This is a genomic window from Bacillus sp. LR--39 (genome assembly GCF_053613335.1).
The window spans coordinates 203,025-217,484 of record NZ_JBSIOT010000003.1; the positions used below are offsets into that span (position 1 = coordinate 203,025).

At 49.1% G+C, this 14,460-nt stretch carries 14 protein-coding genes and 1 pseudogene; 8 read left to right on the forward strand and 7 right to left on the reverse strand.

The annotated features are described in order from the left end of the window. Nucleotides 1–12 precede the first annotated feature (12 nt). Nucleotides 13–1,239, reverse strand: coding sequence for a Ger(x)C family spore germination protein (locus tag ACWHAR_RS16025; RefSeq protein WP_032872862.1), 1,227 nt, complete (start codon nucleotides 1,237–1,239; stop codon nucleotides 13–15). Next, a complete protein-coding gene (gene gerKA / locus ACWHAR_RS16030; RefSeq protein WP_032872859.1) occupies nucleotides 1,226–2,866 on the reverse strand; it encodes a spore germination protein GerKA in 1,641 nt (546 codons plus the stop codon). The genes ACWHAR_RS16025 and gerKA overlap by 14 nt, the downstream gene beginning before the upstream one ends. Nucleotides 2,867–2,987: 121 nt before the next feature. On the opposite strand from gerKA, the gene ACWHAR_RS16035 reads away from it, so the two are divergent. Continuing rightward, nucleotides 2,988–3,209: a hypothetical protein gene (locus tag ACWHAR_RS16035; RefSeq protein WP_032872857.1), complete on the forward strand. Its 222-nt coding sequence runs from the start codon at nucleotides 2,988–2,990 to the stop codon at nucleotides 3,207–3,209. A 92-nt stretch (nucleotides 3,210–3,301) separates the two neighbouring features. Here the strand turns inward: ACWHAR_RS16035 and ACWHAR_RS16040 are convergent, their stop codons facing one another. Continuing rightward, a complete protein-coding gene (locus ACWHAR_RS16040) occupies nucleotides 3,302–5,047 on the reverse strand; it encodes a right-handed parallel beta-helix repeat-containing protein (protein WP_032872855.1) in 1,746 nt (581 codons plus the stop codon). A 278-nt stretch (nucleotides 5,048–5,325) separates the two neighbouring features. Here ACWHAR_RS16040 and ACWHAR_RS16045 point away from each other — a divergent pair, with 278 nt between their 5' ends. Next, the gene (locus ACWHAR_RS16045; protein WP_032872853.1) at nucleotides 5,326–6,804 is read left to right on the forward strand and encodes a peptide MFS transporter; all 1,479 of its coding nucleotides are present in this window, start codon (nucleotides 5,326–5,328) and stop codon (nucleotides 6,802–6,804) included. Between the two features lie 42 nt (nucleotides 6,805–6,846). Here the strand turns inward: ACWHAR_RS16045 and ACWHAR_RS16050 are convergent, their stop codons facing one another. The 4 genes from ACWHAR_RS16050 to ACWHAR_RS16065 are packed head-to-tail and all read right to left on the reverse strand — an operon-like array spanning nucleotide 6,847 to nucleotide 9,591. Then, entirely contained in the window at nucleotides 6,847–7,308 is a 462-nt protein-coding gene (locus ACWHAR_RS16050; protein ID WP_032872850.1) for a hypothetical protein, read from the reverse strand. After that, nucleotides 7,308–7,535: a non-oxidative hydroxyarylic acid decarboxylases subunit D gene (locus ACWHAR_RS16055; RefSeq protein WP_007410250.1), complete on the reverse strand. Its 228-nt coding sequence runs from the start codon at nucleotides 7,533–7,535 to the stop codon at nucleotides 7,308–7,310. Before ACWHAR_RS16055 ends, ACWHAR_RS16050 begins: the two co-directional genes overlap by 1 nt. 17 nt (nucleotides 7,536–7,552) lie before the next feature. Beyond that, on the reverse strand, nucleotides 7,553–8,974 hold the full coding sequence (gene bsdC / locus ACWHAR_RS16060) for a phenolic acid decarboxylase BsdC (RefSeq protein WP_007609358.1): 1,422 nt from the start codon (nucleotides 8,972–8,974) through the stop codon (nucleotides 7,553–7,555). Between the two features lie 2 nt (nucleotides 8,975–8,976). Next, on the reverse strand, nucleotides 8,977–9,591 hold the full coding sequence (locus tag ACWHAR_RS16065) for a non-oxidative hydroxyarylic acid decarboxylases subunit B (protein ID WP_087920750.1): 615 nt from the start codon (nucleotides 9,589–9,591) through the stop codon (nucleotides 8,977–8,979). Nucleotides 9,592–9,684: 93 nt separating this feature from the next. Between ACWHAR_RS16065 and ACWHAR_RS16070 the strand changes: the two genes are divergently transcribed. The 6 genes and pseudogenes from ACWHAR_RS16070 to ACWHAR_RS16095 all read left to right on the forward strand — a co-directional run bounded on the left by ACWHAR_RS16070 (nucleotide 9,685) and on the right by ACWHAR_RS16095 (nucleotide 14,432). Continuing rightward, on the forward strand, nucleotides 9,685–10,557 hold the full coding sequence (locus ACWHAR_RS16070) for a LysR family transcriptional regulator (RefSeq protein WP_032872848.1): 873 nt from the start codon (nucleotides 9,685–9,687) through the stop codon (nucleotides 10,555–10,557). Nucleotides 10,558–10,686: 129 nt separating this feature from the next. Beyond that, nucleotides 10,687–11,483: pseudogene (gene tcyA, locus ACWHAR_RS16075) on the forward strand (cystine ABC transporter substrate-binding lipoprotein TcyA). Next, the gene (locus tag ACWHAR_RS16080; protein ID WP_032872846.1) at nucleotides 11,470–12,174 is read left to right on the forward strand and encodes an amino acid ABC transporter permease; all 705 of its coding nucleotides are present in this window, start codon (nucleotides 11,470–11,472) and stop codon (nucleotides 12,172–12,174) included. The pseudogene tcyA and the gene ACWHAR_RS16080 overlap by 14 nt, the downstream one beginning before the upstream one ends. Nucleotides 12,175–12,186: 12 nt before the next feature. Then, nucleotides 12,187–12,930: a cystine ABC transporter ATP-binding protein TcyC gene (tcyC, locus tag ACWHAR_RS16085; protein ID WP_007609342.1), complete on the forward strand. Its 744-nt coding sequence runs from the start codon at nucleotides 12,187–12,189 to the stop codon at nucleotides 12,928–12,930. Nucleotides 12,931–13,011: 81 nt separating this feature from the next. Beyond that, nucleotides 13,012–13,659, forward strand: coding sequence for a YczE/YyaS/YitT family protein (locus ACWHAR_RS16090; protein WP_007609337.1), 648 nt, complete (start codon nucleotides 13,012–13,014; stop codon nucleotides 13,657–13,659). A gap of 98 nt (nucleotides 13,660–13,757) precedes the next feature. Continuing rightward, the gene (locus tag ACWHAR_RS16095) at nucleotides 13,758–14,432 is read left to right on the forward strand and encodes a 4'-phosphopantetheinyl transferase family protein (RefSeq protein ID WP_007410244.1); all 675 of its coding nucleotides are present in this window, start codon (nucleotides 13,758–13,760) and stop codon (nucleotides 14,430–14,432) included. Nucleotides 14,433–14,460: the final 28 nt, after the last annotated feature.

Below are 14,460 nucleotides of genomic sequence, written 5' to 3' on the forward strand. Positions count from 1 at the left end.
TTTCTCCTCAAATCAATCATGCTCAAGCTTGTCTGAGAGAGGATTATTCCGCAAGCCCGTTCTTCTGATAATGACTTCCGTTTTGACATCTACGGGGAGATTTGGGAAATATTCTTCATCCCACTTCCCTTTGAACTTTTTCCATTTGTCCGGATGCTTCCGATAGATCAGGTCTCCGAAGCCGACGAAGTCATTCTTATGGGCTTTTATATCTTCAATCGATTTGGTGATATCTTTCTCAAGCTGCACGCTGAGCGCCTTTTGCATCGTCATCAGCACTTGCGGATCAGACAGATGGAAAGGGTATCTGACAGCGTCCACCAGCCCCTCGACCTGAGCATGCACGTGAATATGCGGTTTTCCGTTCGGAAAAGTGGCCGTCACCTTTGTATTCTGGCGGGTGACCTGCAGACTGATTGCATGCTTCACGTTCTTCCAATCCGCATTGATGAACGTATGCTTGATCCTATTGAGCAGCCATACAGCCCCCACACTGTCGTCATCCTCAATCCAGTAATCCAGCCTCCCATCCTTTTTGAACACCGCCAGTCCGTCCGCTGACAGCACTGCTTTCGGTTCAGTTGTCTGCGTATTTTCCATCGTAGGACCGGCTTTATCGTCTCCGTGCATTTCATAACCAGGAATAAACGGCGACCCGGTCGGAGAAGCGAGATCAATCAGAACGTCCTGAAGGCTGGTTTTAATGACTCTGCCGTATTGTTCCTGCGTGAAGCTGAGCGTCTTGTTCACTTTATTGGAAGGGATTTTATCAATCGGCGTCAGCACTTTAATAATGTCTTCCGCCTTGGAATTATGCGCAATCACAACGGTTGCGGTCGTCCTGAATTCGGTGTCGCGGTCAAGATTGTCCAGAATAAAACTGAGCCCTTCCTCTTTCGCCAGTTTTTCACTGAACACCACGAGATTTGTATGCGCAAAATAGAGCCTCCTGGACACTTTCATCGAGCCTTTTCTCAAAGCTTCCGTCAAATTGTCTCCGGACACCGAATAGACGGAAACCGGAGGCCGGTCTCCCGCTCCGCCGCCCTGCAGACCGCCGGCCACGTTTCCCGGATTGATAATTTGAAAGTGAAGGACGTACTTTCCCGTTTCGGTCCGGTCAATACCGATGGCGGAGATCACCGCTAAATCGGTCAGCTCCCTTTTATCCCAGCATCCGGATACAAACATAAGGGAAACCATCGTACAAAGGATAAGCATCCATTTACGTCTTTTCATTACCGTCGCCCTCTTCTACATCTTTATTAACCATTCCTCTGGATGTCTCCGGTTTCGGTCTTTGATGTTCCCCTTGGCGCCTGTTGTTTTCCTGCACGAGCAGTCCCGGCCTTTTTTCATCCGCCCATAACGGAGCGCGGAGGAGGGAATCCTTCAGTCCGCCCGGGGTTAAAGGAGCGAGCGGGGACATATACGGAAATCCGAATGAACGCAGGCCGCACAGATGGACAAACATCATGATAATGCCCAGAATCAGCCCGTAAAATCCCATGACCGCCGCCGACAGAATAAAGAGAAACCGGATCAGCCGCGCAGATATCGCCATGTCAAAAGCCGGGGTCGCAAAGCTGGCAATCGCCGTCAGGGCGACGACGATAACCATGGCCGGGGAAACAATGCCGGCCTGTACGGCGGCCTGGCCGATGACAAGCGCTCCGACTATGGAAACGGCGGAGCCGACAACTCTCGGAAGCCGGACACCCGCCTCCCTGAGAATCTCAAAGGCCACTTCCATCGTCAGCGCTTCAATCACGGCCGGGAACGGCACCGTCTCCCGCTGGGCCGCGATGACAATCAGCAGCTGCGTCGGAATCATTTCCTGGTGAAAGGTCGTCGCCGCCACATAAATCCCCGGCGCCACCAGTGAAATGAAGAAGATCAAAACCCGCAGCACCCTGATGCTGGTGGCGATATCAAATCGTGAATAATAATCCTCAACCGATTGAAAAAATTGAATAAATAAGGCCGGCGCGAGGAGAACGAACGGCGTTCCGTCCACTATAATCGCAAATCGTCCTTCCAGCAGATTCCCCGCCACAACGTCCGGCCGCTCCGTATGATATACGGTGGGGAACACAGAAAACGGCGCGTCTTCAATGAGCTGTTCAATGTAGCCGGATTCCAGAATGCTGTCGATGTCAATGTGCTTCAGCCGCTTGCGGACTTCCTTAATCAGCTTTTTATCGCAAATTCCGTTAATATACATCAGCGCGACATCCGTATTCGTTTCGTGTCCGATCTCCATTTTTTCAACCCATACATCAGGCGTTTTTACATACCTGCGGATCATGGAAATATTGGTTTGCAGAGATTCAGTGAATCCCTGCCGCGGGCCGCGGAAAGAGACCTGAGTGCTCGGCTCTTGAATGGACCGGTGCTCTCCCCCTTCCGTGCTGGCGATCAGCGCCTTGTCAGCCCCGTCGACAAAAATGAGCGTGCTGCCCGCCACCAGCCCGGCATAAAGACTTTTCCATTTTTCCTCCTCTTTCACCCCGCCGATCGCAAGCGTTTTATCGTATATCAGGCAGACCGCTTGTTCCGGCTGAACGGACGGGATGTCGATTAAATCCTCCAGAAGGGATTGGCTGACAAGCTGTTCGTCTACCAAACCGGCGATATACACAATTGCGGCCGGAAGCTCTTCTTTTCCGATTTTCAGCCGGCGGATGACGACATCGGCACTGTTGCCGAACCTCTCAGACAGCTTCTTCATATTTTGCTTTAAGCTGAGGGAGATCGGCTCATCCCGCTCTTTGTCCGGCTGGCTGGCCGCTTCTTTTCTGTCTTCATTGTCACGGTCGTTTTGATCGGCTTTTTTTTGTTTCTTCTGCTTAAAAAATGGCGGCATATCGCAAAAAACCTTTCCTCGTTTTTTTCATATTCTTCCTGTACGGCAAAAGATTATGCACGGCGGAAAGTCTGTATAAATTTTGCGTAATCGAAAAGGATAAAAAGGGAGAGTGTTGCTCATGAAAATATTGGGAGTTTCATTTTTTTTGCTGGCTGCCTTGCTGGTGATTTCACTCGCGATGGATATGCTACAAGGTTTCAGTTTCTATGGAGCGGTCCAAAACAACCTGTCCGCTTTTAAATTGACCACCTTCTCAGAATGGCTGATGCTGTTTTTATTCGCCCTCTTTTTAATCAGAGAAATGATCGCTTTATATAAATCAGGTAAAAAAGATGCCTGACAGGCGCACGGCTGTATTGTGTCAAAAAAGAACACATCCCTCCTTCTCTCGGAGTTCATGTGTTCTTTTTATTTTTCCGGCGCAGATTGTTTTCAGATGACGATATTTCCGCTTTCCGTATCTGTCGTGTGTTTCACAATGACGCCTCTGATTATGCGGTTGCCGATGATTTTGGTGCTTGCGGAGGAATTGGTTTGGATGGCGGAAGCAGAAGCGGCGGAAAGGTTGTTGATGGTATTGCCCGACACGAGGGAATTGGAGGCTCCGTTCAGATAGATGCCGATCGGGCTGCCCGCCGTTCGGTTGATCGTGAGCGTATTGTCTATGACTTCATGCGTGCCTGAGTTCAGATACACGGTAACGACGAGCGGTGATGATTCAAAGCGGTTGCTGATGACAGAGGTTCCCAAGGATGTTGAACTGAATACGGGATAGTTTTTATAGTTCTTAAAGAGATTGCCTTTGATGACAGCCCTGGCTTCATTTGTTACAGATACGGCATAGGACTCCGCGGCGCCCTGATACGCATTCGGAATGAGCGTATTTCCTTCAATAACGGCATTTCCGCCTGTGACCCATATGCCCCGGCTGAACGATTTCAGCACATTTTGTTTTACGGTGATATTGCCGGCCGACATGCTGATTCCGTCTGTCACCTGATTCAGAGTGTTATTCGTAAAAACGGCGTTTTCCGACAGCGTCGCCCGCATCCCCGTGCTTCGTCTCGTTTCGGAACGTCCGTTTTCAATGACATTGCCGTCAACGGTCACATCTTCTGCCTGATAGACGGAGATGCCCGTATTTTCAAATTGATTGATTTTGTTGTGGGTGACGAGGACGCTTTTTCCCCTTACATCTATTCCGGTGGAAAAACCGGTAATCAGATTGTTGGAAATGACGGCATTGCTGCTGTCCTGTCCCTGTGACACACCTTGTCCGGCGACTGCGGTTCTTGAGCCGCCGTCTGACCGAAAGAAGACATTCCCCGAAATGACGGTATGTGCCCCATACCCGTAGCTGATTGTGTTATCGGAATGATTTCCTTCAATTAACACATTATATCCGTTAAAATTGGTGACTGAGCTTGCGGCGTTTCCGGAGAAGAAGTTGTTGCGGACCGTAATATGAAGAGCTTCCTCATAATCAATATCGCCTTCTCCGTACGATTCAATATCGATTCCGAATTTCGGAGCCGTTCCGTTCCCTTGCCCGGCGTCTTCAATCACGCATTCTTCCACCGTAACGGTATTGCAGCCGGTGATTGAAATGTTGTTCCGCCTTGACTGCCTGACCTCACAGCGGCGGATGGTCACCTGTTCTGAAGTTTCGTAATCACTGTTTGTTTTTAACCCGAGCGGGCTGACAATTATGCCGTCTCCCGTAAAATCCGAAATCTTCACATTTTCGATCAGCACATTGCTGCTGCCTTCAATACAGATTCCAAACCCCCATTCATGGGTCGACCGCAAAGGGACATTGGTATACGTGTGTTCATCCCGTTCCCCGATGATCCGGCCGCCGGTGATGGTGACATTTTCACGCCTGCCTATATAGAAAGCCGAGTAGCCCCAGGAGCTGTTCGGCGCCACTTTAATCGTGCATTCCGGATCTAAAACGATGGTGAGATGGCTCGGCACGTTAATCCCGGCGTTCCGAAACGGCTGGCTTCTGTCCCCGCCAAGCGTGCCGTTGATTTTATACGTTCCGGGCGGAAAAAACACTGTATGACAGCCTTCGCTTACGGCCCTGGCCAAGCATTGATTGATGGCTACCGTCACGTCGGTTTTTCCGTCTGCCGCCACACCGCAATCCGTAATATCCAATATACAATTCGGCAAGTAATAATCTCCTCCTTCCTCTCTTATTGTCATCTTATTCCGCCATATCCCGCTCCGCCTGTACATACTTTAAATTTTATTAAAAAAGTTTATAAAGATAGTTTCGTCAGATAATATAACAAAATAAGTCATTGGAATTAGGAAGATTCGTCTATATTCAACGTTTTAATATCTTTTCATTCTGGAATTTTTTGAATTCAGTATAAATTATATTGACACAAGTATTATATAAGAATATGATTTTTGTAATACACTTTTTTAAGAAAGGGTTGGCTCAGGTGGCATCTATTGATAAGGACTCTATAACAGAAACTGTGCCGCAAAGAGGCTTTTTCGGTCATCCCCGCGGCTTGTTTACACTGTTTTTCACCGAATTTTGGGAGCGTTTCTCCTACTATGGTATGAGAGCCATATTGCTTTACTATTTATACACGGAAGTCGCTCATGGCGGTCTCGGCTTTGATAAAACGACCGCAGTTGCCATCATGTCCATATACGGGTCTCTCGTATACATGTCGAGCGTCATCGGCGGATGGCTGGCCGACCGGGTATTCGGCACGGCAAACACCGTATTTTACGGCGGAATTTTAATTATGTTCGGGCACATCGCTCTTGCCTTCCCTGGCAGCACGGCGGCGTTTTTTACCAGCATGGCTCTGATCATTATCGGAACCGGCCTGCTTAAACCAAACGTATCCAGCGTTGTCGGAGATTTATATACGAAGGAAGACGAGCGCCGCGACTCAGGTTTCAGCATCTTTTACATGGGGATCAACCTCGGCGGATTGCTTGCGCCGCTAATTGTCGGAACACTCGGACAGAAGTACAACTACCACTTAGGCTTCGGATGCGCCGCGGCCGGTATGTTCCTCGGACTGATTGTTTTCGCTCTTACGAGAAAGAAATACCTCGGCAAAGCAGGCTCCAATGTACCGAATCCGATTTCTAAATCATCAGTGATCGGCACGGGAATCGGAGTGGTCATCGCAGCAGCCGTTATCGTCGTTCTGATTCAAACCGGCTGGCTGACGATCCAGCGTGTGATTGACACCGTCAGTATCCTCGGCATTGTCATTCCGGTTATTTACTTTATCGTGATGTTCACGAGCAAAAAAGCGACGAAAACGGAAAAATCACGGCTTGCGGCTTATGTTCCGCTGTTTATTGCAGCCGCAATGTTCTGGGCGATTCAGGAGCAGGGCGCGACGATTCTTGCTTTATATGCGGATCAGCGCACGAGACTTTCCTTTGCGGGCATGCATCTTGAGTCTTCATGGTTCCAGTCTCTGAACCCGTTATTCATCGTTATTTTCGCGCCGGTGTTCGCGTGGATCTGGATGAAGCTCGGCAAACGCCAGCCTTCAACACCGATTAAATTCGCGATCGGCATTATCCTTGCCGGATTATCATTTTTAGTCATGGTGCTTCCGGTTATGGGCGGAAGCGGCGAGCTTGTGAGCCCGCTTTGGCTTGTGCTCAGCTTCCTTTTGGTTGTGCTTGGTGAGCTTTGCCTTTCACCGGTCGGTTTATCCGTCACAACGAAACTTGCGCCTGCCGCTTTCTCAGCGCAGACGATGAGCATGTGGTTTTTAACAAACGCCTGCGGTCAAGCCCTGAACGCAAAAGTAGTCGGTTTGTTTGATAAGATTTCTGAAGCGGCCTACTTCGGCTCAATCGGTCTTATTTCGATCATTCTTGGTATTATTTTGATTCTTCTATCTCCCGTTATTAAACGGGCGATGAAAGGCGTACAATAAAAAAAAAGCCTGCGGAATCGTCCGCAGGCTTTTTTTATGCGTCTATCGTTTTAACTCCTCAAGTGTTTCTCTCCATCTCTTCAAGACATCTTCCGGTTCGTGGAGCTGGATGGCCGGTCCGGATGTCAGATCCGCGTATTTCGCCCGATCTTCCTTGACGGTGATCACGCGGCAGCTGAACCGTTCCCGCTCGTGTTTCGCCTCTTTCAGCGGCGGAAGCGCCTCACATTCCAATGTGACGTAATATGCGGCTCCTCCGTGCCAGGCGATGAAAAGAGCTTGTCCCGAATGCAGCAGGCTTTTTACGGTCGTCGTGTTTTTCCATAAGGCGAGCCGGAGATTTGTTCTGCTCACAGCCACGATTTCACCGGCGCTGATCATAGCCGCGTGCGGACGGCCTTCTTTTGTCACAGATTGCAGCACAAACGCGTCGTGCTGCTTTTTTTCAAGCTCCATCCCGTCTAAAAGCGTGTAAAGCGCCTTCGGCAAGTGCTCCGTCAGCATTACGCTTTTCTTTCCGGGACAGCGGGAACATGTGCGGCCGTCTCCGTTTCTTTCGGATCAATTTTAAATGCCGGGTTGAATGCCGCCGGATTCGTGATGCTTTCCGGTTCACAGGATCTCCATGTGAAAAAGCAGGTTTGGCATTGGTAAATTTCCCAAGCGCCTTTGACCGGCGATTGGCTGACGGTTTCTCCTTTTTTCGATTCACAGCGCGGGCATGTTTTCATTGCAACCTCATCCTTTCTTATTGATTCATTAAGTCCATCAGTTTTTGTTCCCACTCTTTCGTTGTCAGCGGAGAATCAAGCGGCTGCGAATAATGGCCTCTTGTTTCCGGCGCGACAGGCGTTGTGGCGTCAAGAATCATTTTGTGTGTCATCCCTGCCGGATCAGACCCCGGGTCAAGCGGAAGGACGGACAGGTCAGGAATGATGACTGCATCGTGTTTCGGATGCATTTTCGTTGAGAGCGCCCACATGACTTGCGGCAGGTTAAACGGATCGACATCTTCATCCACGACAATGACCATTTTGCAGTAGCCGAGTCCGTGCGGCGTGGTCAGGGCGCGCATGCCGACCGCCTTGGCAAATCCGCCGTAGCGCGTTTTCGTGGAAATAATGGCGATCAGCCCGTGCGTATACATCGCATTCACGGCGACAATTTCGTTCGGATAAGCTTCCTTGAGCTGCTGGTAAAGCGGCACGCACGTATTAATGCCGATCATATAATCGCACTCCGTCCACGGCATGCCTAAGTATAAATGTTCAAAAATCGGATTGTTTCTATGATATACCCGTTTGATTTTGATCACCGGCATGCTGCGGCCGCCTGAATAATGGCCCGTGAACTCACCGAAAGGTCCTTCGTATTCCCGTTTTCCCGCAAGGATCTCTCCTTCCAGAACGACTTCAGCGCCCCAAGGGATGTCTAAATCAGACAATTTAGATTTGACGATTCTGTAGGGCTCCCCTTGAATCGCGCCGGCCATTTCATACTCGGATTGATCGTATAACAGCGGAGTTGACGCAGCCGTCGTAATCACCGGCTCACAGCCAAGCGCGATCGTAACGGGAAGATTCACGCCGCGTTCTTCAGCTTGGCGAAGATGAATCGCAATATCATGCTGAGGCACGGGCTGAATGCCGAGACGGTCTTTTCCCTTTACCTGCATTCTGTAAATGCCGACATTTTGCTTGCCGAAATTGTCCGGATCTTCAAGATCGCGGGAAATGACACACGCTTTATCCAAATAGTAGCCGCCGTCCCCCTGGTTGATTCTGAATAGCGGAAGGATGTCAAATAGATTGATATCTTCCGTTATTTCATTTTCATGAAACGGCGCGGTTTCTTCCCGTTTGACCGGCACCGGAAATGCATCGTACCGTTTGGCAAACTCAAAGAATTGTTCTTTTACAGGCGTATCTTTCGGCATGCCGAGCATCATCGCGTGATTCGGCCACGAGCCGATGACATTCAGAGCCACCTGCGCATGGTGATGTCCGTAAATATTGTTAAACAAAAGCGCAGGGGTTTTATCCCCGAGATTGCTGGCTGCACGCGCTGCGGCGCCCAGATCCGGCTCCGGTTTCACCTCTTCGTTTACTGTTAAGAGCTGCCCTTCTTTTTCAAGAGCGGCGAGAAATTCCCTAAAATCCTGATAGGCCATTATCAGATTCCTCCTTTTTGTTTTTCAATTCCGTACCACCGTTTCGCTTCCGGCAGACGGATACCGAACTGATCGAGCGTCCGGAACACAATATGGTCGATCAATTCATCCATGTCAGCCGGCTTGTTATAAAATGCCGGCATCGGCGGAAGAATGACGGAACCCATTTTTGTAAGCGCTAGCATATTTTCTAAATGAATTTGGCTGAGCGGTGTTTCTCTTGTCAGCAGCACAAGTTTTTTCCGCTCCTTCAGGATGACGTCAGCCGACCTTGTCAGCAGATTGTCAGCCATTCCGGTGCGGATGCTTGCCAGTGATTTCATGCTGCACGGAGCGATGATCATCCCGTCCGTTTCAAACGAACCGCTTGAAATCGCCGCTGCCTGGTCTTTGTGAGAATACGTATAGGATGCGAGTTTCTCGACATCTTTTAACGTATAATCGGTTTCATGTGTAATGGTGACATTTGCCCAAGGAGAAACGACAAGATGGGTTTCGATCTCCGCGGCTTTTAAATATTCTAAAAGCCTGATCCCGAATATGGCTCCCGTTGCCCCGGTCATTCCGATGACGAGCTTCATATTGACCCCTCCTTTACGCTTGAAATGTGGTGTCAAAACCATCATACTCCTGATATATCCATATGAAAAATATTCGTTAAATCTATGTATCATACCTTAAAGGTATAAAAGAAAGGAGCGAGCGTTCTCATGGATATCCGGCAATTGCGTTATTTCATCACCATTGCCCAAGAGCAGAAAATCACGACGGCCGCCAAAAAGCTCCATATGGCACAGCCGCCTTTAAGCAGACAGCTGAAACAGCTCGAAGAAGAATTGGGCGTCATTCTGTTTGACCGCAATAAAAAGAAACAAATGACCCTTACATATGAAGGAAATGTCTTTTTGAAAAGAGCGAAAGAGATTCTTCATAAGTTTGAGGATGCCATTATCGAGGTACAAGAGCTGAAGGAAGAAGTGGCCGGGACACTTGCCGTCGGGTCAACCATTTACTGCGCAGCGCTCATGCTTGAGAAAGTGTCACAGATGAAAGAGCGGTTTCCGCATCTCACCTTTAACATTTGGGAAGATGAACCCGTCTCACTGCTTGAGCTTCTGGAAACCCGGCAGATTGACGCCGCCGTCACCACCACCTTGATTAAAAACGACGGCATTGAATCGAAGGAGCTTGAAGACATTCCGTGTGTATTGGTGCTGTCCGAGCATTCAAAACGAATGTGCGGAGAAACGATTAAACTGAATGACATCGCCTCTTTGCCTCTGATCCTTTTGCGCACCGTCAATGGAAGAGGTGTGTATGACCAAGTCCTCCAAGTTTGTGAACAGTACGGTCTCGACCTCCAGGTTGTCTGTGAATGCCATGACTCCGCGACGCTCTTGAGCCTCGTATCATCAGGGTTCGGCGCCACAATTCTGCCTTTGACGATGATTCCCGTCCATATGCGCTCGCATGTCAAAACGGTTATCATCGAAGACAACCCGTTTGTCATGACACCGGCCGTCATCTGGAGGAAAGACAGCTACCTGCCGAAGCCTGTCAGACAGTTTTTGGAATTATTTTGATCCCGGAACACGAAGAATTCCCGCTCATGAAAACCAATTACTTGACTCATACTAAAAAAAAGTTATCCTTTACAATTGGGAGCTATTTTTTCTCAATAAAACTACTCAGAAAAGTGGGGAATAAAGAAGATGAAAAAAGCATTATTCGCTTTGTTCATGATGGTCAGCATCGCAATGCTTGCAGCCTGCGGAAACTCACAGGACAGCGGATCTAAGTCAAAAGACGGCGATCTTTGGGCTTCTGTCAAGAAAAAAGGCGTACTGACCGTCGGTACAGAAGGAACGTACGAACCGTTTACCTTCCATGATAAAAAGACTGACAAACTGACCGGATATGATGTTGAAGTGATTCAAGAAGTGGCGAAACGCCTCGGTCTGAAAGCTGACTTTAAAGAAACACAATGGGACAGCATGTTTGCCGGTTTAAACGCGAAACGGTTTGACGTCGTCGCCAACCAAGTCGGCAAAACAGGCCGTGAGAACCAATATGATTTTTCTGATAAATACACAACGTCAAATGCAGTCGTCGTGACGAAAAAAGACAGCACGATTGCGAAAGAGGCTGATGTCAAAGGAAAAACAGCGGCTCAGTCATTAACAAGCAATTACAATAAATTAGCGAAAGAAGCCGGCGCGAAAATTGAAGGCGTTGAAGGCATGCGCAATCCCTTCAGCTCATTCAGCAGGGCCGCGCTGATCTGACTTACAACGATAAGCTTGCCGTACTGAACTACTTAAAAACGTCCGGCAATAAAAACGTGAAAATCGCGTTTGAAGCAGGCCAGCCGCAGCAAACGTATTTCGCATTCCGAAAAGGAAGCGGCGAACTTGTGACTCACGTCAACAAGGCGTTAAAAGAAATGAAAGAGGACGGGACTCTTTCTAAAATAGCCAAAAAATGGTTCGGCGAAGATGTTTCTAAGTAACTTGCCGGAGCCCGTGATTGCAACAGCCATTCCTTGGGATTTGGTGCAGCAGTCATTCTGGCCGATTCTTTCCGGGGGAATCTATTACTCGATTCCCCTTACCATTCTTTCCTTTATTTTCGGAATGATCATCGCGCTGATGACGGCGCTCGCCAGAATGTCAAATATGAAACCATTGAGATGGGTGTTCAGCGTATACGTATCAGCGGTGCGCGGCACTCCTCTTCTCGTTCAATTGTTCATCATTTTTTATCTGTTCCCGACATTTAATATTACGCTGGACCCTTTCCCAAGCGCAGTCATCGCGTTTTCATTAAACGTGGGCGCCTACGCTTCTGAAATCATCCGGGCATCTATTTCATCCGTGCCGAAAGGGCAATGGGAAGCCGGTTATACGATCGGCATGACCTATCGCAAGACATTGTTCCGCGTGATCCTGCCGCAGGCGTTTCGCGTGTCCATTCCGCCATTATCAAATACATTTATCAGCCTGATCAAGGATACATCTCTCGCCTCACAGATTCTCGTCGCGGAGCTGTTCAGAAAAGCGCAGGAAATCGGCGCGCAAAACCTTGATCAAATCTTGGTCATCTATATTGAAGCCGCCTTTATTTATTGGATCATCTGCTTCTTGCTGTCAATCGTACAGCACGTGATCGAACGGCGTCTCGACCGTTATGTGGCCAAATAAGGAGGTTTCGATATGCTTTCCGTCAAAGGATTAAATAAATCATTCGGACAGAATGAAATTTTAAAAAAGATAGATATGGAGATAGAAAAAGGGAAAGTCATCGCCATTCTGGGGCCGTCCGGTTCAGGAAAAACGACGCTTCTGCGCTGTCTGAACGCGCTTGAGATCCCCAATCGCGGCGAGCTGGCATTCTCCGATTTTTCAATAGATTTCTCCAAAAAAGTGAAGCAGGCTGATATTCTTCGCCTCCGCCGCAAATCAGGCATGGTCTTTCAGGCGTATCATCTGTTTCCTCACCGCACGGCGCTTGAAAACGTCATGGAAGGACCCGTTCAAGTGCAAAAGCGCGACAAGGAGCAAGTCAGAAAAGAAGCGATCGAGCTTCTGGAAAAAGTCGGACTGAAAGACAAAATGGATTTATATCCGTTCCAGCTTTCCGGCGGTCAGCAGCAGCGTGTCGGCATCGCCCGCGCGCTTGCGATTCAGCCCGAGCTGATGCTGTTTGACGAACCGACGTCAGCGCTCGATCCGGAGCTGGTCGGCGAGGTGCTCAAAGTGATTAAGGATCTGGCGAACGAAGGCTGGACGATGGTCGTCGTCACCCATGAAATCAAATTCGCGCAGGAAGTGGCCGATGAAGTCATCTTCATTGACGGCGGCGTCATTGTGGAACAAGGACCGCCGGCCCACATCTTTTCCGCGCCGAAAGAAGAACGCACGCAGCGGTTTTTAAATCGTATACTGAATCCTTTGTAGGAGCGGGAGAAGAAGCGAAACACTGATTTCGCTTCTTCTTTTTTTTGGCGGTTATGCTACAATGACAATTAATGAAATTTTATGAAAGAAGGGACCTCTTTGAAGCGGGAATTCTTGATGCGCTGGACGTTTTATTTTGCTGGTCTGTTGATTTTGTCTTTCGGGGTATCGTTAACCATTAAAGGAAAAGCTCTCGGCATCAGCCCTTGGGATGCCTTTCATTATGGGCTTTTTCAGCATTTCGGTCTTTCTGTCGGCCAATGGTCCATCGTGGTCGGCGCGGTCATTGTGGCTTTAACCTGCCTGTTCACGAGGACACTCCCGAAAATCGGCGCTATCTTAAACATGGTGCTGATGGGAATGTTTATTGATTTCTTTTCGTTTCTGCTTCCTGAGACGCACGCTTTTTCCTTAGCGGCCGTGTGTTTTTCTATCGGATTGCTGCTGATCGGGTGCGGCGTCGGTATTTACGTATCAGCAGGGCTCGGCGCGGGCCCCCGGGACTCTCTGATGATGCTGATATCTGAAAAAACGGGCTGGAACGTGCAATGGGTGCGGAACGGCATTGAGCTGACGATTCTTGCCGCAGCCTGGATGATGGGCGGACCGATCGGCGCCGGAACCATTATTACGGCTGTTTTGACGGGGCTGATTCTGCGTTTTTCTTTGCCGCAATCCTCTAAACTGTTAACATACGCGATCTCCGGGCGGGCAACGTCCGTTCATTAAAAACAAAGCCGAAACGGTTTTGTTTTTTTATTTTCGGACAGCTTTCGTCTGATATGATAGGATGGTTTTGACAATATTTTCAGACGGAGGATCTGGACATGAAGATTTACGGAGTATATATGGACCGCCCGCTTTCTGCAGGGGAAGAGGATCGGATGATGGCGGCCGTGTCCGCCGAAAAGCGGGAAAAATGCCGGCGCTTTTACCATAAGGAGGATGCTCACCGCACCTTGATCGGCGACATGCTGATCCGCACCGCTGCGGCGAAGGCTTACGGACTTGATCCGGCCGGGATTTCATTCAGCGTTCAGGAATACGGAAAGCCGTACATCCCCGCGCTTCCGGACATGCACTTTAATATTTCCCACTCCGGTCGCTGGATCGTGTGCGCCGTTGATTCAAAACCGATCGGCATTGATATTGAAAAAATGAAGCCCGGCACGATTGATATCGCCAAACGGTTTTTTTCGCCGACGGAATACAGTGATCTGCAAGCGAAACACCCCGATCAGCAGACCGATTATTTTTACCACCTGTGGTCGATGAAAGAAAGCTTTATCAAACAGGCCGGAAAAGGGCTTTCCCTGCCGCTTGATTCATTCAGCGTCCGCCTCAAAGACGACGGCCATGTGTCCATTGAGCTCCCGGACGGACATGAACCTTGTTTCATCCGCACATATGAGGCTGACGAGGAGTATAAGCTGGCCGTTTGTGCGGCGCATCCCGATTTTTGTGACGGGATTGAGATGAAAACGTATGAAGAGCTGCTGTAAGCATAGAAAAAGGAGGGTGTCCCCCTCC

Bases quoted from the DNA above. Each gene is read 5' to 3' on its own strand.
- ACWHAR_RS16025 (WP_032872862.1), bottom strand. From the start codon at position 1,239: ATGAAAAGACGTAAATGGATGCTTATCCTTTGTACGATGGTTTCCCTT.
- gerKA (WP_032872859.1), bottom strand. From the start codon at position 2,866: ATGCCGCCATTTTTTAAGCAGAAGAAACAAAAAAAAGCCGATCAAAAC.
- ACWHAR_RS16035 (WP_032872857.1), top strand. From the start codon at position 2,988: ATGAAAATATTGGGAGTTTCATTTTTTTTGCTGGCTGCCTTGCTGGTG.
- ACWHAR_RS16050 (WP_032872850.1), bottom strand. From the start codon at position 7,308: ATGCTGACGGAGCACTTGCCGAAGGCGCTTTACACGCTTTTAGACGGG.
- ACWHAR_RS16055 (WP_007410250.1), bottom strand. From the start codon at position 7,535: ATGAAAACATGCCCGCGCTGTGAATCGAAAAAAGGAGAAACCGTCAGC.
- bsdC (WP_007609358.1), bottom strand. From the start codon at position 8,974: ATGGCCTATCAGGATTTTAGGGAATTTCTCGCCGCTCTTGAAAAAGAA.
- ACWHAR_RS16070 (WP_032872848.1), top strand. From the start codon at position 9,685: ATGGATATCCGGCAATTGCGTTATTTCATCACCATTGCCCAAGAGCAG.
- ACWHAR_RS16080 (WP_032872846.1), top strand. From the start codon at position 11,470: ATGTTTCTAAGTAACTTGCCGGAGCCCGTGATTGCAACAGCCATTCCT.
- tcyC (WP_007609342.1), top strand. From the start codon at position 12,187: ATGCTTTCCGTCAAAGGATTAAATAAATCATTCGGACAGAATGAAATT.
- ACWHAR_RS16090 (WP_007609337.1), top strand. From the start codon at position 13,012: ATGAAAGAAGGGACCTCTTTGAAGCGGGAATTCTTGATGCGCTGGACG.
- ACWHAR_RS16095 (WP_007410244.1), top strand. From the start codon at position 13,758: ATGAAGATTTACGGAGTATATATGGACCGCCCGCTTTCTGCAGGGGAA.